We start from the raw sequence: 22,731 nt of genomic DNA, 5'->3' as shown, positions 1-22,731 counted from the left end.
GATGATCCTCGACGTCCCGTCGACGAGCCTGGTCGACAGCCTGCGCGAGCGGCAGCGGGGTACGGGCGGGGCCGGGCAGGACGCCGGGGCGGAGTCGGTCGGCGAGCGGATCTGGTCCGGCCTGCTCCCGGCCGAGATCCCCGCGGTCGGCCGGTCGTTCGAGCTGACGGCCGACTTCGACCCGTCCTTCCGTCCGCTGCAGGCGGGCAGCCCGGTGCGGCTGCTCGTCCCCGAGCCGGCGTCCGTGGCCTGGTGGAGCGGCCCCGGGGGATCCGGGCCGAGGTTGCCGGCCGGTACCCGGATGTCGGTGATGGGGGAGTCGGACACGGGTGGTCTCCGGGTCGCCGACCTGGTGCTGGAGCACCTCGGGCCCGATCCGGACCGTGACTCGGAGTCCGGGTCGAGCAGTTCCGACGGTTCCAGCGGAAGTTCGGTCGGGCGGGGCGCCGAGCGCGGATCCCCCGGGGTGCTCGCTCCGCGGCAACGGCCCCTGGTCGGGTCGATCGACGAGATCCTGGGCGCCGGACCCTCCCGGCCGGCTCGTGCCCTCGGCCCGGACACCCCGGCCCGGGAACCGGTACCGACCCCCGGGGCCGACCTCGTCGAGCAGTCTCCCGAGAGATCGTTCGAGGTGGAGCCGGGCGGCGTGACGCCGGGTGTCTGGGTGGAGGAGATCCACCCGAACGTGCGCGCGGTGTTACGTCGGGAACTGGGCACGTTGCTCGGGGGCCGGGAGTTGCCGAACGGTGCCGAGTTCGACGAGCTCGTGTCGCAGTTGCGGGAGGAGACCCGGGTCGCGCTGGAGCGTCGGCGGGAGTCGGCGGCTTCGGGGCTGGGAACCGATGGAGAGGCCGCGTCGTGGCCCGTGCGGGAACTCGGCCCGGTTCCGCGCGACAGGATCGGTGGCTTGCAGGCGACGCTTCTGGCCGGTGGTCTAGCCCGGGCGCTTCTGGCACGGGAGGGGAAGACGCCGGGCGAGCCGGGGCTGGGCGGCGGTGCACCGGGACCGGGTGTGGATGCATCAACCTCAGAGTCGGTGGCGGCGATCGAGGGTCTCCGGGAGAGCACCCGCGGCGCACAGAGGAGGCTCGCCGGGAGCGGTCCCCACGACCTCGACGAGACAGGCGGGACGACGTCGTCGCGGCGGACGTCCGACGCCGTCGGGAACGTCCCCGTCGAGAGCTCTCTGCCCGCGCGGTGGGATCCCTCGTCGATGAGGGCCGACCCCGGATTCGTAGACATCGTCGTCGAGGGCCGCCGGAAGCTGGCCCGAACCCCCGGCGTGGCGTCGGTCGGCGCACCGAGTCTGGTGAGCCGTGCCGACGTCCTCTCCGAACTCCGTCGATTCGCCGATGAACGTGGGCGCACGCTCCCGGGCCGCAAAGCTCTCACGGAAGCGGTGTCCCACGTGCTCGGCGCCGACAAGATACTGCCGACGCTCACCCTGAGTCTTCGTGCGCGCGGCTGGCGGGCGGAGTACCCCGAGTTCGTCCAGCGTTTGGAGGAATGGGCGGCCACGGGGGCCGATGACCCCAGCACCGTCAGGAGCCGTCTGGACGGCGGGTGGCAGGAAGGCGGGCGGTCGCTCCTGCCGGGCACACGCATGACCACTCTCGACACGTCGGCCCTCGTCCGCGTCTGGGCCCAGGCGGCGCTCCGCGCGGGCTCCTCCGCACGCAGCCTGATCAGACGGTCCGGAGGCCTGGTGGACACGACGACGCTGGGGAAATGGAGTCGAGGTGTTGTCACCGATCCAGGAGTCGTGTCGCGCGAGCTCGACGTCCACCAGCAGAACTGGGGAGGATTCGCTGCCGACCGCGGGTGGGAGGACGGCAGCGAGACCGAGTTGCTGGCCATCGCCGGCGAGACGGCAACCGGAGTGATGGGCACGGTCGTCAGCCCGGACCCGCCGCCGAGTGAGCGGATCGTCTACAACCTGCTGATCGACCACGTGGCCACGGCACTGGTCGAGCAACGGATCTGGGAACCAGGGCTCGTCGGTACGGACGTTCCATCGGATATCACGGAGTCCGCGCGGCTCTTGGTGGAGAAGGCACAGGACGCCGGCTTCCTGTGGCCGTTCATCGGCTCGGCGGGGCGCTCGCACGGTTCGACGTCCACCATGGCCCCGGCTGGACCGTCGCGGACCGCACCACCCCCGTATGTACCGGTCGGGGAGGTCTCCCGTTGGGACGCCGACGCCCTGGCGTCGGACGGCGCTTTCACGGAGATCGTCCGCGAGGCGCGGGACCGTCTCGTGAGATCACCGGGCGCGGCGAACTTCTCCCAGGACGCGGTTCAGGTCGACGGAACATTCCGAGACCGGTTGACACGGTTCCGTGCCGGGGACGGCCGAGTCGAACTGCCTGCTGCGGTACTGCGTCAGGCGATCAGGCAGGTCCTGGCTCGTGATCCGCAGCGGAGACACGACTTCGTCGACCGGCGGATGGAGGGATGGCGGACCGAGCATCCGCAACTCGTGGAGATGGTCGAGGGCTGGGCGACCGATGGAACTGCGGTTCCGTCACTCCGTGGCAGGCTCGACGAGCTGAAGGCGGCCAACGACGGCGGATTCGCACCGCGGGTGCCCTTCGAGAAGCGGGACGAGGAAGCGCTCACCCGGATCTGGGCTCGCGCCGGCTGGGTCAGCGGGCGGCCCATTCCGTGGCTGTCCTGGGCTTCCGGCGGACTGGCGACCGCAACCCAGATCAACGGCTGGCGGGACGCCCACACGTGGGTCCCGAAGTTCCGGGATGTCGGTGTGCTGACGCAGCACGACGGGTTCCGGACGGTGGTTCTCGGCGTTCGCGCGGAGCTGGCCCGTACGCCGGGCGTCCCGGACACCATGGCGGGCACGCTCGGGACGAGCGCCGTCTTCGCGGAGAGGGTCGTGAGCCTGGGCATCGAGGTGGGTCGTGCGATGCTTTCCGATCCGTCCCTGTCGGCTGCGGTGTCTGCGGTTCTCGCGGATCACCCGTGGGGACAGCACAGGCAGGTCGAGCTCAGAGCCGACGGATGGCGCACCGATCAGCCGCAGCTGGTCGCGCTCGTGGGGGGATGGAGTCGCGAGTACCCCGCCCCGGACCGATCGTTGCCGGACAGACTGGCGGCCCTGCGGGCGACCAACGACGGTGGTTTCGTACCAGGCATCCCGTTCGTCAGCCGGGACGAGATGGCACTCGTCCAGATCGCGTCGCGAGCCGGGTACCTGTCGGGCCGGTCACCGGAGCAGCTTGCGGACTGGGCCGACGGCCTGGTGGGCGTGTCGACGATCCGCGACTGGGCGGAGTTGTACGAGTGGGACGCGAACCGTCGTCGCTCGGTGCCTTCCTCGGCGCGCGCGGACGAGACGCCGACCACGGCGGACACGCGCATCCGCGATGATGCGGCGGCCGACGCGACACCGGGCCCCGAGCTCCCGCCCGACCTGGAACGGTCGGTGTCGGAGGTTTTGGAACTGCCGCGGCTGGACTGGCATGTCCTCGCAACAGGAATGGGGAGAACCGTCGGCCAGCTGTTCGACCTGGATGCTGCGGCGAGGGAGTTGGTCTCCGAGGTTCTGCCGGATCTGCTCTGGTCCGGCCCTCGAGGCCGAGTGGCGTTCAGCCTGATGGTGGACCGAATCGCAGTGGAGCTGGTCGAGTGGGGGCTGACGGGCTCGCCCACCGCCGGCACCGCCGCCGCGGAGGGCACCCGAGCCGTGGCGAACGAGCTCGCCCGGCGGGTGCGGACGGCGGGTATCGCACCGAACCCGGGGGCGATCGAGCCGGAAGCCGAGCCGGCCTCGAAACGGTCACGGATCCTCGGCCCGGACGACGTACACGGCACGGAGAGGACCGATCTGCCCACCCGCCCGGCCCGGCGCCCGTGGCACCAGCTGGTCGACGCCCCCGAGCTTTCGCACAACGAGCGGGGCGACCTCCGGCGGGCGATGCAGGTGGCCGATCCGCGTGCGGGTTCCGCGGTGTTCGCCGCGCTGCCCGAACTGCCGGAGGGCCGGGAGTTCGACCAGCTCGTCGAGTTCCTGCGCGCCCGGGTGGACGACATCGGGTCGGGACCCGGTCATGGCGGTGCGCCCCGGACGGATCCGGCCGGCCGGTTCGCCGATGCCTACGCCGTGTACTTCGGGGTGCCCCCCTGGATCGGCCGGGTCTGCGGGGCGGTGCCCCGCAGCCGCCCGGGGGCCCGTCGACCGGTCCGCTGCCCGACGGAGAAGCCGACCCCCGCACGAGCACCGCCGGAGTCGGTACGGACACCCGGACCGACATCTTCGAGCCACGGCCCGAGAGCCCGACGACCCCGTCGCTGGACGCCGTTCTGGCCGACGCTCAGAACGCGCCGGACGAGGGCTCCGCTGCCGGCGGACCCGACCTGTCCGGCAGCAACACACACGGCGACGACGACCACGCGGGCCTGCTGCGGCGGGAACCGTCCCTGCACGGCTCCGGAACCGTCGAACCCGGGCCGCTCACCGCGGCCGAGGTGGCCCGGAGCCACGCGGATGCCCGGCGGTCGGCCGAACGGTGGCACGCAGAGCTGGCCGCCATCCTGGTGGACGACGCCCGCGCCCGGTTCGCAGCCGAGCTCGCCGCGATCGACCCTGAGCTGGCGGAGCCCACCGACCCGCGCCGCACCGATGTGGCGCGCCGCCTGGACGTGCTGGACCCAGGACTGCCCGACGCCACCCGCCGGGAGCTGGACGGCATCACCACGAGCGAACAGATGGCGGAGCGGGCCGCCCGCGAGCAGTAGACGGCACGCCGCGAGGGACGCGCAGCCGAGGTGCTGGACGGTGCCGCGGACTTGTTCGACGAGATCGAGCTGGCCCGTGCCCGGGCCCGGCTCGCCGATCTCCTCGACGACCGGGAGGCACGGCGGGAGACCGACCGGGACCTGGGCGAGCTGGCGCTGCGGCGGGCCGAGCTCGGCGCGGAGCTCGACGCCACCGTCGGGGAGACCGTGCGCCGCGAGCTCGCCGCGGTCGATGCGGCGCACGAGGTGCCGCCGGCCACCCTGGTGCCGGACCCGGATCCGGACAGCCCGCGACCGGCCCCGTCGCCGGAGCCGACGGTCCCGGACGGCGACGCCCCGGTCGACGGCACCTCGCCGTCCCTCGACCTCGGACCGGTGACCGACTGGTACCCGGTGGACCGGATCGTCCTGGTCGGGGTACCGGATTCGGACGAGCCGTGGTCGTTCGTGCTGACCGAGCAGGGCGACGTGCTCGTGGGGCACCCGGCGCTCGACGAGCGGCATCCGCTGGACCTGCTGCCCGACGCCGACCGCGAGAGCTACGGCGACCGGATCGACCGGGCCCCGCGGACGGCGGTGACCACGGCCCGGCTGACCGGGACGGTGGCGGTCGCCGAGGACACGGGCTGGACGATCGAGGTGCGGCCCACCGGCATCCCCGACCGGTCCGCGACGATGCCGTGGGCCGAGGTCGTCCGGGCGGCCCGCAGGGTGCGCCAGGCATTCGCCGAGCAGAGTGACCGGACCAGCTCGATGCCCGTCGAGCTGGACGAGCACGGTCTGACCGTGTCCGAGGGCACAGTGCGCGAGCCACGGTCCGTCGGACCGGCGGACGAGACCACGATGCGCGAGCAGCTGGCGGCCCCGTCGGAGGACGCGGTGTACCCGGCGGCGACCGGAGCACCGGTGTCGCGTCCCAGCCTGCACGCAGTCCTGGGTCCCCGGGGTGGTGCAGGCCGACCGGTACTGCTCGACAGGGAGGGCCGGTTGCGGTTCGGCCCGCCCGAGAGCGCGGTCCCGGAGATGTTCTGGACTGCCGCCTACCGCATCCGGGCCGCCGAGACCGCGCCGGACTTCCTGACCAGCGACCAGATCGCCGACGCCGCGGCGATGGAAGAGATCGGGCAGCAGAGCGAGAACTGGCAGACGGCGATCGAGCTCGCCGGTTTTCCGGCACTCGGAGTGACGTTCGACGACACCGGCAACCCGGTCCCGACCCTCGACGGCAACCTCTGGGCCGGCACGCTGAACCGCTCCGGCGACGACGCGCTCGAGCTCCGGAACAACGGCGGCGTCGAGGGGGACCTCGGTCCCGACGGCCCCACCCGCGCCGAGGTGCTCGCCCGCATCGAGCTGGTCGCCCAGCAGCTCGCCGACCTCACGGGCAGTCGGGTGCGGCCGATCGGCACCATCGAGGTCATGGGTGACGAGCCCGGGTCCGCCACGGGCCCGGCGCCGGGCCCGGCGGACGACGCGATGTCGGTGTCCGACGCCGACTCCGACTTCGGCCCCGGTTCCGGGGCATCGACCCGTGGGCCCCGTCTGTGGGACGACGACGCGGCCTCGACGATCTCCGACGGCGGAGTGCCCGCAGGGACGACGATGCCGGGCAGCCGTCTGGGTGCGGTGCTCGACCATCTGCGTCGTGCAGCCACGAGATCCCCCGAGGCCGAGGAGCTGTACCGGGGCCTCGACCAGAACGTGGACGAGCTCCTCGGTGCCGCCGAGGTCGCCCTCGACACCGTGGAGCAGCACGCGGGCCGCCACCTCGATGCATCGACGCTCACCGCTGAGGAACGCGAGAACCGTCTGGTCGAGCTGGTGGACCTGGCGCTGGAACCGCGTGCCGCCGCGCACCCGCTCGTCCGGGCCCGCCTGCACCCGGGCGGCGCCCGGCCCGATCCACGCGTCGACCACGGGATCGACGAGTCCGAGCTCGACGCCGACGTCGCCGCCGTCGTGGACGGCGCTCACACCGAGCGGAGCGAGCGCCTGGCGGACGTCATCGCCCGGCACGACGGCTGGATCGACGCAGCAGAGCCCGACGGGACGCTCTGGCAGACGGTGGCTGATGCCATGGGCCGGGCCTGGGACGACTCCCTCGCCCAGCGCACCGTCGTCGCGCGGTGGGCCGCGGAGATCGACCGGACGGCCCCTCCCGGCTGGCCCGCCCGCCCCGGCTCACAGCCGGTCGATGCTGCGCCGGTACGACTGGAGCGGGGTGGCGACCCCACGGCGCTGGGCACACCGGTCTTGAGCTACGCCGTGGCGCTGTTCGCCGCGCTGGAGGCGGCGCAACACGCGGTGGCTGCAGCAGCCCCCGACCTGCGGTACCCGCTCCTCCACCGCAGGCAGCTCGAGGCGACCCTGCCGCGGGTACCCTCCACCACCGGCGAGACGCTGGTGCTGCGCGTCGACCTGGGGATGGACGACCCCGCCGAGCCGCACGGCGTGCCGGTCGTGGTCGACATGCCCCCCGGCACCCCGCTGATCCGACCGGAGGTGGACGGGGAACTCCGGGAGTCACTCCCGGCGGGGACGGTGCTCTACCGCGCGGGCGACCACCGGGGCCGGGCGGTCCTGACGGTGATCGCGCCGCAGACGACGCAGACGGACTCGTTCGCCGTCATCCCGGACGTCCGGGGTGACGGGACGTTCACCCTTCCGCCGTTCAGCGAGATGACCACGGAGCGGCGGACCATCTCGGCCGCGTGGCCCGTGACGACGCCCGTACCGCCGGTGGACATGACCTTCGAGCTGGAACACGAGCTGGAGGGGACCGACCAGCCGTCGTCGGCGGGCGGGACCGCGGTGATCGTCGCGGTGCCTGCTGGTGCGACCGTCGTCGTGCGTCCGCAGGCGACCGGGGCGCTGCACACGGTGGTGCCGGCGGGGTCGGTCGTGCGGGTGCGTGACCTGTCGTTCGACGGTGACGCGTGGGTCGCACGCCTCGATCTCCTGCCGGCTGGGGCGGGACCGGACGACGACCGGCCCACCGACGGGCCCGTGGAGCCCGGACCGGGGCCGGCCGACGGCGCGGACCGTCCCGACGACGCCGGGGCCGACCCGGCCTCCGAGACCACCCCGGCACCGCGGGAGCGTCCGCAGACGACACCGGACGACGTCGCCGAATCCCCCGACGCCGTGGCGCCCGGAGCAGTGCACTGGCGGCAGATCGACGCACCGGAGCTTCCCCCCGGCGTGCGGACGGAGATCCGCACCGCGTTGCGCCGGATGGACCGGCACACCACCGATGAACTGCACGACGGTGAACTCGACCGGCTGGTGGAGTTCGAACGGTTGAGCAGTGGGCGTTCGGTGGTGTCCGGGAGCGGTATCGGCACCCAGGACGCGCGCTCGCTCGCCCCGCGCCTACTCGGCCACTACCGGGAGCAGGACGTCCCGGAGCCGCGGTTGCGCGGCGGAGCGCCCGGTGCAGCGCAGTCGCCGGAGACCCTGGAACGTGAGGTGACCGAGGCGCTGGTCCTGCCGCGGCTGGACTGGGACGGGTTCGCCATCGCGGCCGGCCTCGCCGACGACGAGGTGGGGAATCTGCGGTCCGCCGCGTCGTCGGTGGCCGCCGAGGTCATGGGGGACGTCGCCGCTGCCGGGCCGCGGGGCCGGATCGCGTTCGAGCTGGTGACCGATCACGTCGCGGTGCAGTTGTTCGGCCGGGGCGAGCCGGGCCCCGACATCGGTGATCCGGGCGTCCGGAACGCGGTGCAGGAGACGGCGCGCCATTTCGCCGAGCGTGCGCGGGCCACGATCGTCGTCGACGACACGTCCGGACCGTCGTCGCCGGCCCGGACCGATGCCGGCCCGGTGGACGTGTGGCCGGCGACCGACCCCGAGTTCCGGGAGCTGGTCCTGCGCCGGCGTGGCGAACTGGTGCGCACCCCGGGGGCGGCCGACATGACCGTCGCCGCGGTCGTGGCCGATGACGATGTCCGCGCGCTCGTGACGCGGCTCGCGAGCGACGCCGGCCGCCCGGGGCCGACGTTCACCGAACTGCGCAGTGCGGTGTCCGCTGCGCTGGTGGCCTACCGGTGGGACATCGAGCCGTTCATGGCGGGGCGCGTCGGGGGCTGGCGCCGTGCGCATCAGGGCCTCGTGGACGTGATCGAGGGGTGGGCCGAGGACCGGTCGGGCGGGACGCTGCGCGACCGGCTCCACGCGATGCGGAGCGCGAACGAGGGCGGGTTCATCCGCGGGGTTCCGTTCACGAGCTGGGACGAGCGGGCATTGACACGGATCTGGGTCGAGGCCGGGCTCGTGGACGGCCGGACCGCCGCCGACCTGACCCACGGTTCGGGCGGACTCACCACCGCGGATGCGATCAGCGGGTGGCAGGACCGATACGGCTGGGCAGCCGGCCCGGTGGAGCCCGGGTGGGACGTCGCCTCGATGACGGCGGATCCCGGCTTCCGCGAGCTGGTCCTCGCCGAGCGTGCGCGGCTGATGGCAGGCCCCGGGGTGCTCGACGCCGCCTGGGACGCGGCCCTGGCCGATGCCGGTATCCGGGCCGACGTCTCCCGCCTCGCCGAGGAGCGCGGTCATCCGACGCCGTCCACCAGGGACGTCATGACCGCCGCGTCCCGGATCCTCGCCGGCGACGCCGACTCCGGCGACGCGTGGCTGGCGAGCGATCCGGCCTTCCAGAGCTTCGTCCTCCTGCGGCGTGGCGAGCTGGTGCGCACGCCTGGGAGGCCCGAGATGAACCAGAACGCGCTCCTGGTCGACGAGGGCGTCGGAACCGCCGCGGCGTGGCGCGCGCTCGACGCCGGCCGCCCGGCGCCGTCCCGCGCGGGCCTCCGTGCCGCGGTGTCCGCTGCGCTGGCGGGGGACAGATGGGAATTCGAACCGTTCATGGCGGGGCGTGTCGAGGGCTGGCGCCTGGCGCATCCGGGCTTCGTGGCGGAGGTCGAGGGGTGGGCCTCGGATGTCTCGGGTGGGACGCTGCGCGACCGGTTCGGCGCGGTGCGCGGGACGAACGATGGCGGGTTCGTCCGCGGGGTTCCGTTCACGAGCTGGGACGAGCGGGCGTTGGCCCGGATCTGGGTCGAGGCCGGGCTGGCCGTCGGTAGGCCGGCCGCCGAACTCGCCCGTGCGTCGGGCGGGCTGACCGCTGACACTGCGGTCCGCAGGTGGCGGGACCAGCAGAGCCGGGTAGTCGGGGCGGCTGATCCCCGCCCGGCGGGACCACGGTGGGACGTTGCCTCGATGTCGGGGAGCCCCGGCTTCCGTGTGCTGGTCCTCGCGAAGCGTGCCCAGCTGGCGGCCACCCCCGGCGTGGACGGTGTCGCCTGGGCGGCGATCCGGGCGGACGCCGGGTTCCTCGCCGATCTCGCCGGTCTCGCGGAGGAGCGCGGCCGTTCGGCCCCGACCACCGCGAACCTCGACGACGCCGCCTCGAACGTGCTGGCCGGTGACCGGTGGAGTGCGCAGACACTCGCCGAGCACCGGGCCGACGGTTGGCGTGCCACGCACCCCGATGTGGCCGAGCAGGTGCAGGGGTGGGTCGGCGACGGTCCCGCCGACGCCGGGTCCCTGCGCGACCTGCTGGACGGGCTGCGCGCCGTCCACGGCGGGGGGTTCGCCGCGGACACCCCGTTCACCAAGCGGGACGAGACGGCGCTCGTCCGGCTGTGGGTGCGCGCCGGGCTGCTGGCCGGCCGGAGCGCGCCCGACCTGGCCGCCCGGTCCGGTGGGCTGGTCTCCGCCAACACCGTGCGCGGGTGGCAGCGGTCCCCGTGGCAGACCCGGGGGGAGAACGAGGCCGACGGTGCGGGTGCCCCGAAGCGGCGGCGGATCTCGGGGCCGGGAACGGGCGCACCGGAGCCCACCGGCCGTACGGCGCCCCGGTTCCGGGACGGGCCTCCTGCCGCGCTCGACGAGGTCGAGCGTGCAGAGGTCATGCTGGAGCTGCGGCGGCTGGGACTGCCGTCGAACCGGGCCGAGGCCGATCGGGTGTTCGCCGTGTACACGGTGATCCGTCCGGCCGAGCGTCCGGTGCCGGGAGGGGCGCGGCCGTTCACGGTGGACGTGGTGGCGATCGGCCGGTTCGGGCGCATCCCGGAGCCGACCGGCTTCGGACGCCCGCCCGCCGCACCGCTCCACGACGACGCCCCCGGCGTGTCCAGCCGCCCGGTCGCGGCCGAACTCGACACCTGGGCCGGCAAGCAGGTGGCGCTCGACGACGGCACCGCCGAGATCCACGACCGGCTCGTGACCGCGGAGCGTGGCCCGGGCACCCCGGCACCGACCGTAGGAGACCGGGTGGCGCTCGCGACGGCGGCGGAGCGCACCCGCACGCCCCGCCCGGTCGTGTTCGACGCCGAGGTCCAGGCCACCGCCCTGGACACCGATGGTGTGGTCCGTGACGGGCTGCCCGTCGTCCCTGCCCGGTCCGGGCGGGGGGTGCCGGCGTCCGGTGCGGTGCGGGTGCACGCGCCCGCGGGCACACCGCTGCTCGCCGTGGTCGATCCCGACGGGGGCACCCGGTACACCCTCCCGCCGGGCACACGCCTGCACCCGACGCCGGACAGCGGCCCCGACCTGCGTGTCGTGCCGGGACCGGTGGTGCCGGCGGCGGAGCGGGTCGGCGGGCCGGCCACGGCACCGGCCCCGACCCGGGCCGTCGCGGACGTCTCCGAGCCCGATCCCGGGCTCCCGGTGTTCGGTTCGCTGGACACGCTCGCCCGCACGGCGGATGCCGAGCGGACGGAGGACGGCTCCGTCGACGGCTCTCTCGGCAGCGACGTGACGTCGGAGTCCTCCCCGGAGTCCTACGACGACACGCCGTTGCTCGAGCGCGCCGAGCCCGAGCCCGAGCTGGTGCGGTCGCCGGCGCACCACCCCGTGCAGCCCGGCCGGCCGCCCGCGTCCCCGGATCCGGAGCCCGCCGGGACCGAGATCGAGACCGAGGTCGAGATCGGTGACGACTCCGATGACGCATCCCTGGTCTCGTCCGAGCGCACCCGGGACGAGCCGGTGAACGAGATCCCGGAGGGGGTGGACGAGCGCTGGGCGCGACTGGACGAACTCCCGGCGCGGACCTTCGCCGCCGAGGCGGGTACCTCGTGGCTGTGGTTCACCCGGTCCCCGGACGGGCCGCTGATCGTTGCGCGGGAGACCCCGACGGCGCTGGCCGACCTGCGGGCCGCGACCGTCCTGCTCGGTGGCCGCCTGGTGCTCTCGCCGCGCACCGGCCGCTGGACGCTGGACGACAGCCTGCCCCACCTGATGGACGAACCCCAGGTCCCGCCGGGGCTGCGCGCGTTCGCCCGCGAGTTCGTCGGCCTGCTCGACGAGCCCGTCACCCCCGTCATGCACGCGGGGCCGACGCCGGAGGGGCCGGCCGAGCCGACCGAGCTGTTGCCGATCTCCCCGGACCGGACCATGCACTGGTGGCCGCTGACCGACCTGTCGCGCTGGACGCTCCTGGCGCCCTCCGGCGGCGAGTGGGACCTGCTGGTCGACGACGCACACCGGGTCCTGGTGGGGCGCCGGGACATCCAGGAGCGGCACCCGGCCACCGTCCTGAGCACGGCCGAACCCGGCACCCCCGTGACCGGGACGGCCGTACGGGTGCAGCCGGGGTCGGCCCGGCTCCTGGGCCTCGTCCGGCTCGGCGACGCGCACCCCGCGCTGATGCTCGTCCCGGAGCGCCGCGGTGTGGGCTTCGCCGACACCGCCCACACCCGCAGCTGGGGCTCGGTCGTCGGCGGGCTCTACCTCGCCGCCCGGGCCGTCACCCAGCACATGGGGTTCTGGGTCCCGCCGTTCCCGCTGAGCCGGTCCCGGTACGAGGGCGAGGTCCAGTGGCCCGGCACGGACGGCTCCCGGCCCGGCGCCGACCAGGTCGGCCCGCCGTCGGCGATCTCGGAGACCGTCGATCTCGCCCCGGTGCTGCAGCCGCTCACCGAGGTGGCCGAGGCCCTGCGCGCGACCGCTCCGGCCCCGCCGTCGTCGGCCGTGCCGATCGGGACGGTGGTGATCGACGCTGCGGGCGGCCCGCGGATCGTGGCCGCCGCCGTTCCGGAGTGGTCCGCCATGCTCGCCGAGCACCGGTCCCGGTTCCCCGACGGCCCCTTCTCCGCGGTGGGCACCGATGACTTCGCCCAGGCGATGGAGCAGGCCGGGTACCCGAGGACCGGGGTGGCGTTCGACGCCGACGGCGTACCCGTCGAGGCCCCGGACGGCCGCCGGTGGTCGGGAGTCCTCAGCCGCGAGGTGGACGGTTTCGTCCTCACCTTCGACGGCGCGGCCGGCATCGCCGACCTGGTGGACCTCGACCAGTCCGTGATCCGGGACCGGACCGCGGCCGCGGCCCGGATCGTCGCCGACATCCTGGGGGCACCGGTGCGCCCGGTGACAATCCTGCCGACGGACATCGATCCCGCCCTGCTCCCCAGCGAGACCGCACTCCTGCTCGGTGACCCCACCCGGCTCCGCGACCGGCCGGCTCCCGGGCCGATGCGTTCGGGCTGCTCCCCTCGGAGCGGGACCTGCTCGGCGGCTCCGACACCGCCTCCCACGACTCCCGGCATACGCTGCGCCCGCGCCCGCTCGCCGATGACCTGCCGGCCGCCCCGGCCGTCGTGGCGGGCACCCCGGACGACGCGCCGGATCGCCTGACCGTCCCGCCGACCACCGCCGACGGGCTTTCGACCGTCGGCTCGGACACCCGGACCGGGACCAGCACCGACGACGGTCGTGCAGCGACGGCCGGGTCCGAGACGAGTCTGGGATCGGAACCGGCCGACGGCCCGGCCGCCGAGACCCCCGGCACACCCACGCCCCCCGCGGGGGACCCGGAGCCCGGCCCCGCCGAGCGTGCACAGTGGGACGAGACGGTTGACCGCTGGCTGGAGATGCTCGGGGACGCGGTGGGCGACGGGGGCGGGGCGCTGCCACGCCTGGTGCTGCACCATCGGGCGGTCGAGGCCGACCCGGATGCGGGACCGGTCGACACGTACCAGCTGACCGCCCGGCTCGATCAGGCTCTCAGCGCCGTGAACTCGCGGTACTACGATCATCTGCTCGACGGAGACGTCGAGCTGCCCGACGACGTCTGGGCCGTGGAACTGATCGACACGGCGGTCCACCCGGGGGCGGTGGACGGCCCCTCGGTCGTCGAGGCCAGGGTCGAGCCCGCAGGCCCCGCGGACGAGTCCCCGGCCGAGGGCGGTGGACCCTCGACCGGGCCCGGCCCGTTCCAGCAGGCGCCGGAACCCCCGCCCGCGCCGCACCCGTCCGGCCCGTCCCAGGGCGGATCCCCGGGCTCGGCCGACGGTGCCGGCCGCGGCCCGCAGCGGGAGCCCGCGACCGCCGGTGGCCCGGTGCAGCGTGGGGATCTGGACGGGACGACCGCGATCACCGTCCGGGACGACGCCGAGTGGACCCGGGTCGCCGGAGCCGGACCCGACGCCCCGGAGGACGCCCCGGGCCGGTCCGGCGGTCTCCGGTTCCGGGCCGAGCCGCCTGCGGTGCTCGACGAGTTCGAGCGCCTGGAGGTCATGTCGGAGTTGCGGCGAATGGGGTTGCCGTCGGGTCGGGATGCGGCGGACCAGGCGTTCGAGGGTTACCTGGCGAACCGTTCGGTGGTGAGCCCGGAGCGTCCGGTTCCTGCGGGGTCGCGCCCGTTCGCCGTGGACGTGGTGTCGATCGGTGTCTTCGGTCGCGTTCCGGAGCCGACCGGGTTCGGCCGATCCGGTGACGCGGATCCGGCGCAGCAGCCGGCCGGCCCGCCGCACCGGGGTGCGTCCTCCTCGACCGTCGGCGCACTGGCGGCGTACCCCGCGCCGATCGATCCGGCTGTGGCTGCGACCGCGGACGCCGTTGTCGCACGCTTGCACGACCTGGCTGCCCGCCGGCCGTCCGATCGCGGCGCGGCGCCGTGGATGTTCGGCCCCGACCCCTTCGGCACCATCGCGATGGAGCCGCCGCCCACGGGCTTCCTGGCCGCTGTCGAGCAGCGGTCCCTCCCGCCGGAGGGGCTGGGCTCGTTCTTCCGCCGGATGGACATGCGCTACCCGGTCCCGGTCGCCGCGGACCTCGCACCGTCGGCGCTGACCCGTGACACCGAGGTACTGCGCCACCAGCTGACACCGGCCGAGGCCGCCAAATGGACGAGCCGGGGGATCACCCGGGTACCCGAGGAGTTCGCGATCCCGCGGGTGCTGTTCGGCGTGTGGATCGGTGACCCGGTCTCGCCGGACGGCGGGATCGGCCGGGACTTCGCCCGCGGCTTCGCCACCTCCCACCGACGATTCGGTGCGACCGGCGTGCTCGTCACCGACATCTCCCGCGAGCGCTTCGCCGCGGCCGTCGCGGACCGCGCCGTGGCCGACCGGGTCGACCCGGGCGTCGGTGAGATGCTCGACTGGGCCGGCCGGCACCACATCCGGCTGGTCAACGTGGACGAGTTGTTCCACGGCGGGGAACCGATGCCGGCCGGTGCGTCGTACCGCAGCGAGGTCGCCCGTGGCACCGGTCCCGGCCGGGCCGCGGCCTCGGACCTGGTCCGGGCGGCGTTGCTGCACCGCTTCGGCGGGGTCTACCTCGACGGCGGCGACGAGTTCCGGTCCGATCCGCTCGCGGACCCCGAGGTCCGGCGGACCGGGTTCGGCCTCACCTTCGGCAACGGCCTGATCTACAACAGCGCGCTCGTCGGCGCCCGGGAGCACCCGATCCTCTCCGCGGTCATCGCGCGGCAGCTGGCGAACTACGGCCGCAGCCAGCCCGAGATCCTCCCGCCGGGCACGAGTCACGATCCCGCGGACCGCGCCGACCGGAGGGTCGCTCAGCGCCGTTCGGTCGTCCACCGGGTCGGCCCCATCGCGTTCGGACAGACCCTGACCGCACTCGGCACGATCGCGACGCAGCTCGACGGCGTGCGTGCGCGAGGCGGTCTGTCCTGGCTCCGGCCGCCGGCCGCCGACGTCGCCCGCCCGCCGCTGATCGAGGTGGCCGACACGGCCGGGACCGCCGAGCTGACCGCCCGGGTCGTGACGGTGTTGTTGCGTCATCTGGTGAACCGGCCGGGTGACCTCTGGTTCTCCGAGGTCGGCGAGCTGCTGGCGCGGCACGCGGACCCGGCGGTCGTCCGCCGGGCCGCGGTCCGGTTCATCGCCGGTGCCGACGGCACGCGGACGGCCGTGCGCTCGGTAACCCATCCGGTGCCGTTCGGCCCGGACGGACGGGGTCATCCGCCGGAGCTCGCCGACCTGTTCGAGGACGTCGGAGGGTTCTCCGTCACGTTCCGGGGCGAGCAGGTCCTGCCCGTGCGGCTCCGTGACCTCGGCGGACCCGCACCGGACGTGCCGGTGGACGCTCCGGTGATCCCGTGGCACCCGCTCGTCGACGGGACCTGGCGGCCCGGTCCGGACGAGGCTGCCGGCGAGGCCCCGCAGCAGGGCAGCAGGCCCGCCGGCCTGTACGAGGGCGGCCCCGGGGGCCCGGCAGCGACCACGCTCTGGTGGCCGCTGGCCGACCTGTCCCGGGAGACGCTGCGGTCCGCGCCCGAGGAGCGCTGGGACCTGACGACCGACGATTCGGGAGAGATCCTCCTCGGGCGTCGGGATCTGGGGGACCGGCCGCCGCACGGAGCGACCGGAACGGGGGTGACGATGCCGCCGGGCACGGCGTCGCTGCGGGGTGAGCTGGACCTGCGCGCCGGGGTTCCCGTGGTGCGGTTGGTCCCGGAGGACGGCACCGCCGGGCCGGCCGACACCGCACACACCCGGAGCTGGAGCTCCGTCGTCGGTGGGCTCTACCGGATCTCCCGCACCCTCAGCGACCACCTGGGCACCTGGGTGCCGCCGGAGCTGGCCGAACGGTCCCGGCACCTGGGCGAGCCGGTCGCGCCCCGCGCCGGGACCGCCCCGGTGGATCCGGCCCGGTTCGGCCCGTCCGCACCGGTCGACGCCGCCCCCGACCTCGAGGCGGTGTACCGGCCCCTCGCGGACTCGGCAGCGGAGATCCGCGACGCCGAGCCCGGCGCGCCCTGGCCGGCCCGGTCGTCGTGGACCGTGATGATCGACGCCGCCGGTGTCGCGCGGCTCGCCGCGCGCCCGGACGAGCTCGCGGGCGACGGCTGGCCGGAGACCCTCGGCCGGCACAGGGAGCGGTTCCCCGACGGCCCGCTCGCCGATGCCGACCTCGACCGGTTCGTGGACGCGCTGCGTGCCGCCGGATACCCGGAGACCGGTGTCCGCTTCGACGACGACGGCGTGCCGGTCCCGGCCGGCGACAGCCGCCGGTGGTCGGGCCTGCTCGTCCGGGAGGCCGACGGTTTCGTCCTGCAGAACGACGCCTACGCCGATCCCGCGAGCCTGGTGCGCGTCGACCAGACCGAGCTGCGGGAGCGCAACGCCGCCGCCGGGCTGGTCGCCGACCTGCTGGGCGCACCGGTGCGCCCGGACACGGTGCTGCCGCTGGACGTCGACCACACCCTGCTGTCCCGGGCGGACGCGATCGCGAGTGGCCAGTGGTCGCTGCGGCGCCAGGAGTCGGGCTGGGAGGGCGGGATCGCCCGGGACCGGGCGTCCGACGAACTGACCGATCTCGCCGGGACCGACGAGCACGGCTCGTGGTCGGTGCCCGGTTCCGAGCTGCCGGTCCGTGAGCGACCGGGAGACGAGATCGCGCCGGCGGACGAGGAGCCACCGGCGGACCGGCCGTGGGACCGGCTCGTCGACGCACCCGAGCTGCCGCACAACCTGCAGGTCGCGGTCCGGCGATCGATCCTGGCCGCCGACCTGCGCCCGGGGTCGGAGATGTTCTCGGCCCTGCCCGAGCTCCCGGCGGGCCGGGAGTTCGACCAGCTGGTGGAGTTCCTGCGGAGCCGGTCCGGCAGCCCGGATCTGGACGACGCGCCGGCCGGCGGGCCGCGGAGCACCGTGCTGGGCCGGGGTCTCGCCGCCGCGTACGCGGAGCACTTCGGCGTCCCCGCACTGGGGCGTCCGGGCCTGCTCGGCAGTGGCTCCGAGGATCCCGCCGCGCACGTGGCCGAGCGGCTGCGCGAGCGCGCTGCGGAGCAGACGGAGGGCGCCCTCTCCGCGGGTCCCCAGCTCGGTCTCGATCCGTTCGGCATCATCGCGACTCCGCCGCCCACGCCGGAGTTCCTGACCGACGTCGATCAGCAGGCGCTACCGCCCGAGAAAGTGGGGTCGTTCTTCGACCGGCTCAACATGTTGGCTCGCCCGCCCGCCCCCGCACACCTCACCCTCGCTGCCCTGCCGGACTCCACCGAGGTCCTGCGGCACGAGTTGTCCGCCGCCGAGAAGGCCGAGTGGGCGGGCCGGACGTTCGGACCGGTGCCCGAGACGTTCACGACACCCAAGGTGCTCTTCGGGGTCTGGATCGGGGATCCGGTCTCCCCACGGGGTGGGGCGGGCCGGATGTTCGCCAGAGGCTTCGCCCGTTCGGCTCGGGAGTTCGACGGTCCCGCCGTGCTCGTCACCGACATCTCCCGGGCGCGGTTCGCCGCCGCCATCACCGACCGCGAAGCCGCGGAGCGGGTCGATCCCGGCGTCGGCGGGATGGCCGACTGGGCACACGCCTACGGAATCCGGCTCGTCAATGTGGACGAGCTGTTCCACGGCGACGAGCCGATGGCGGCGGACGCGGCGTACCGCAGCGAGGTCCTACGCGGCAACGGCCGTGGTCGGGCCGCGGCCTCGGATCTGCTGCGGGTCGCCCTGCTGCACCGGTTCGGCGGGCTCTACATGGACGGCGACGACAAGCTGGATTCCTGGGGCCCCGACCCGTTCCAGGAGGACGGCATCGAGCAGAGCGGTTTCGGTCTGGCGCCAGTGCGCGGCGGCCCGTTCGGACTGGCGTTCGTCCCGACCGCGCTCAACAACAGCGGGATCCTCGGCGCCCGGGAGCACCCGGTGCTGTCCGCGGTGATCGCGCGCCAGCTGGCGAACTACGGCCGCACCCAACCGGAGATCCTCCCGCCGCACACGAGTCACGATCCCGCCGACCGTGATCCTCGGCGGGTCACCCAGCGCCGGTCGGTCATCCACCGGGTCGGCCCGAGCGTCTTCCACACCGTCCTCGACCGGATGGGTGTGACGGCGACCCCGCTGTCCGGTGTGCGGATCGGGCAGGAGGGGGCCTGGACCCGGCCGGCGGACGTCGAAGTTCCGCGGCCGCCGCTGGTCGAGACGACCGACGTGGCGGGCACGACCGATCTGACGGCCCGGGTGGTCACGGTGCTGCTCCGGCACTTGGTGAACCGGCCCGGTGACCTGTGGTTCTCCGAGGTCGACGAGCTGCTGGCGCGGCCCGCGGAGCCGGCCGTGGTCCGCCGGGCCGCGGTGTCGTTCCTCGCCGGTGTCGACGAGGTTCGCGCGGCACCCGCCGGAGCTGGGCGACCTGCTGGTCGACGACGCGCGTGAGCCCGTCGTCTTCCTGGGCGAGGAGGTCACCCCGGCCCGGTTCCGTCCGGACGACGACGGGGGACCGGCCCCGGCCGACGGTCCGACGCCCCTCGTGGCGGGGGACTGGCCGACCGAGGCGGCTCCGGCACCGGACGAACCCGGGGACTCGTCGTCGGGCCTGCCCGACACCGCGACCGGTCCGCTCGCGAGCACGATGCTGCCGCTCGACATCGAGGACACCCTGCCGTCGCGGGCGGACGCGATCGTGAGCGGCCGGCGGTCGGTGCCCGGTTCCGAGCTGCCGGTCCGTGAGCGACCGGGAGACGAGATCACGCCGGCCGCCGCGGACGCCCCGACGAACCGGCCGTGGGACCGGCTCGTGGACGCCCCGGTGCTGTTGCACAACGAGCGGACGGCGGTGCGTTCGGCGATGCTGCGGGCCGACCCGCGGCCGGGTCTGCCGGAGCTCCCGTACGGTCGTGAGCTGGACCAGTTGGTGGATCATCTGCGGGAGCGGGCGGGGCTGGGTGAGGTCGGGCCCGTGCTCACCGGGGGACCGCGCCAGGACGGGATCGCGTCCCGTCTGGCGGGTGCCTATGCCGAGCACCACGGTCTGCGGCCACTCGAGCAGCCGCGGGGTCGCGGGGGTGCCCAGGGCACCGAGTTGGAGCTGCACGACGTGGCGCTCGGCAATCCCCATGTCGAGATCATCGGCCGGCACGTGCGGATCGTCAGTGACTACGGACGCCACGGGCCGATCACCGAGCTGGTGAGTGAGCCCGCCGGGGTGTTGCGGGGCGAGCAGGGGCGGCCGGGTGCCGCCGAGGTCGGGGGCGAGATCGACCATGTTGTGCGGCTGCTGCGTGACGCCCGCGCGGGGCAGACCCTGGGCCAGGTCTTTTCGCGCGAGACCGGATTCAGGGTCGACGATGGTGCTGACGTCGAGGTCCGCGCCGGTGTCTCCCGGCCGCACACCTACACCCAGCAGACCGTCGGCGTATCGGTGTTCGGGTTGGCCGCCCTGTTCCAGGAGATCGCGCAGGACCCGGTGCTGTCCGATATCTCCCCCGATATCTCCCCGAATCGCAGGTGGCTCGACGAGTCCGTGGTGTTCAGCGCCGACGTCGCCGCCGGGTTCGGCGAGTACGTGAGCCGCAGCTCGACGCCTCGACGCGGCCCGGATCGGGCGCTGGCGGCCGAGGCCACCGCGGTCGAGGGCTACGCGGCGCTCGTGTACACCCACGCCGCCGTCGCCGCCCTCTCGCAGAAACCTGGAAACACACTGGCGAAGAACTTCGTGTTCGCCCTGTCCCGGGTCCCGATGGCGGAAGTCCGCAAGGGACTGCCGGAGCGGGTCCGGACGTTCCTGGAACAGAACGCCGAGACGCTCACCAGCCGGTTCGACGCCGTCCTGCGGCGGGACCCGGTCCATCCGGTCGACGGTCGGTCCCGCATCCCCGCAGGCCTCCTCGACGCGGCCATGGACGTCAACGGCAACGTCAGCCCGTTCACCCTGCGGCAATTCCTGGGGCAGGCCTGGCGCCCGCTCGAACCGGGGGAATCGGTCATCCCGCCCTCGCACGTGGTCGGCCCGGGCACGATGAAGACCGAGCTCGACGCCCTCGACTCCTCCGGCGGCCGCGCGGCGTTGCCGCTCGTCGTCCTCGAGCTCCGGGTCGGCACCAGCGACGACGTACCGGATACGACGCTGATCCGTGTGGCGTTCCGGCGGTGGACGGACACGATCCGGCGCATCGACGACGAGGCCTGGGTGATGTCCGCCGCGGTGCAGTCGGCCAGGCCGGACAGCCCGGTGCTCGAGCTCCCGCCCGCACTCCCGGAGCCCAGTCCCTTCACCCGGCCCGACGGTCCGGCGCCGGACCCCCTCACCTGGGCGTTCGACAACGGTAAGAAGACGAGGCTCGACGACCAGATCTATCTGCTCCCGCCGTACGCGTCGGCCGTGCTGGACCAGGCCGTCTGGCTCGGCCGCAACGGCGCCGACGGGCTGGTCGTGCACGTCGAGGGCGGTGGCAACGGTGGCCGTGGTGGTGACGAACGTGCCGAGGCCTCGGGCCGGCGTCGCGCGAAGGTGGTCGCGGACCGCCTGGAGCTGAACCTCGACGCGCGGCGGGCCAGACGCCTCGTCGACAGCGCGGTGCCGATCGAGGTGATGCAGTCCTCGCGCGGGGCCGGCCCGAGCCGGTCACCGGGGTGGTCCCCGGAGGGTCCCGAGCAGAGCCGTTCGGTCCGGATCTGGACCGAGGCCGTGCGCCGTGACCGGCTCGCGGCGGCCGGCATCGGCCCGGCACGGACCGACGCCGCCCTGGACGCGGCGGTGCTGCGCGAGTACGTGATGGTTGCCCTGGACCGCTTGCGGGCTGCGGATGGAATTCCTGACACCGGGATGCCGGGTGTCGCCGCGGTGGAGCAGGCGCTGACGGCGCTCGACCGTGCCGGGGAGCGCCCACAGGATCGCGCGGAACTGGTTCAGGTCCTGGCCCGGGGGTTCCACGCGCGGCCGGACGAGGCACCGGAGGCAGTCACGCGGCTGGCCGATGTCATTGCGCCCGTGGTGACGGACCGCGTGGGCCGGGCGCGGGCAGGGGCGGGTCTGGCCGCGGCCGCGCCGGTGTCAATCGCCGAGGTCACGATGACGCTGAGCAGGTTGAGGCTCGGCGCGGACAGTAATCGGGAGGGTGCGGCCGAGCGCGTCGCCGACCGGATCGCGCGGGACGATCTTGCCGTCCGCTCGCATCCGTCGGTGGAGGGGTCGTCGTCCTGGCGGCCGCCGGCGCGGATGGACGAGGACCTGCGGGCAGAGGTGGCGTCCGGGCTGCGGCGTTCGGCCGGGCAGCAGCTCTCACGGGTCGAGGTGGCGGGGGTGTTCGATGCCTACCTCCGGCGGTGGACGCCGGGCCGGCACGCGGCTCCGACGACGGTGGCGGAGTTGGCGTCGTGGGTGGTCGCGCTCGGGTATGAGGGGGGTCGAGGGCTGAGGGGCGGCGCCGACGGGTCCGCGGACACCCGGCGCGCCCTGCCGCCGGCCCGGGTGCGTGCCCACCTCGCCGACGCTCCGTCCGGGACCGACCGGCTCGGCCCCACCGAGCGGGGGCGGCTGGGCGCACTGGCCGACCGGTGGCTCGACGCCGTCGTCCTGCACTACGGCCTGCAGCACGTCTCGGTCGGCAGGCGGGCCGGGTTCCCGACCCTCACCGTGTCGACCCGGGACGGTTTCGGTGACGACGTCCCGGTCACCGAGGGAGGTCTGACCCTCCTCGACGTCGCCGACGTAGTGGACGTCCTGTCCGATCGGATACGCGAGCGCCGGGACGAGTTGCCGCCGGACGTGGATCCGGACGCGCTGGTCCTGTACAGATTCGGCAGCGGTCCGGAGGATCTCGGCCCGTTCGGGGTGGAGGTGACGCTCGACCGTCCGGGACGGCCGGCTCTGGTGCACACAGGATCTCTTCAGCAGCCGCCGGCGCCTCCCGCACCTCGCGTCACCGACCCGCTGCACCCCGACCAATGGGCGGTGCGGCGTGTGGACGCGGCGCCGGCTCGGTTCTCCGGACAGACTCTTCGGCTG

The 22,731-nt window shown here is 74.4% G+C and carries 2 protein-coding genes; both read left to right on the top strand.

What is annotated here, in order from left to right; genetic code table 11:
- Window positions 1-4,803 precede the first annotated feature (4,803 nt).
- Complete coding sequence (locus KPF47_RS20905) at window positions 4,804-13,389, top strand: hypothetical protein (RefSeq protein ID WP_224390428.1); 8,586 nt, start codon at window positions 4,804-4,806, stop codon at window positions 13,387-13,389.
- A gap of 236 nt (window positions 13,390-13,625) precedes the next feature.
- Window positions 13,626-19,160 carry a hypothetical protein gene (locus KPF47_RS20900; protein ID WP_224390427.1) on the top strand — a complete coding sequence of 1,845 codons (5,535 nt, stop codon included), beginning with the start codon at window positions 13,626-13,628 and terminating at the stop codon, window positions 19,158-19,160.
- The last annotated feature ends 3,571 nt before the right edge of the window (window positions 19,161-22,731 follow it).

Origin of the sequence: Pseudonocardia sp. ICBG1293 (assembly GCF_020131355.1) — a bacterium.
Lineage (GTDB): Bacteria > Actinomycetota > Actinomycetes > Mycobacteriales > Pseudonocardiaceae > Pseudonocardia.
The sequence above is the reverse complement of the archived record's forward strand: the minus strand, read 5'-3'. Positions and strand labels throughout refer to the sequence as shown.

Bases quoted from the DNA above. Each gene is read 5' to 3' on its own strand.
- KPF47_RS20900 (WP_224390427.1), top strand. From the start codon at position 13,626: ATGCTCGGGGACGCGGTGGGCGACGGGGGCGGGGCGCTGCCACGCCTG.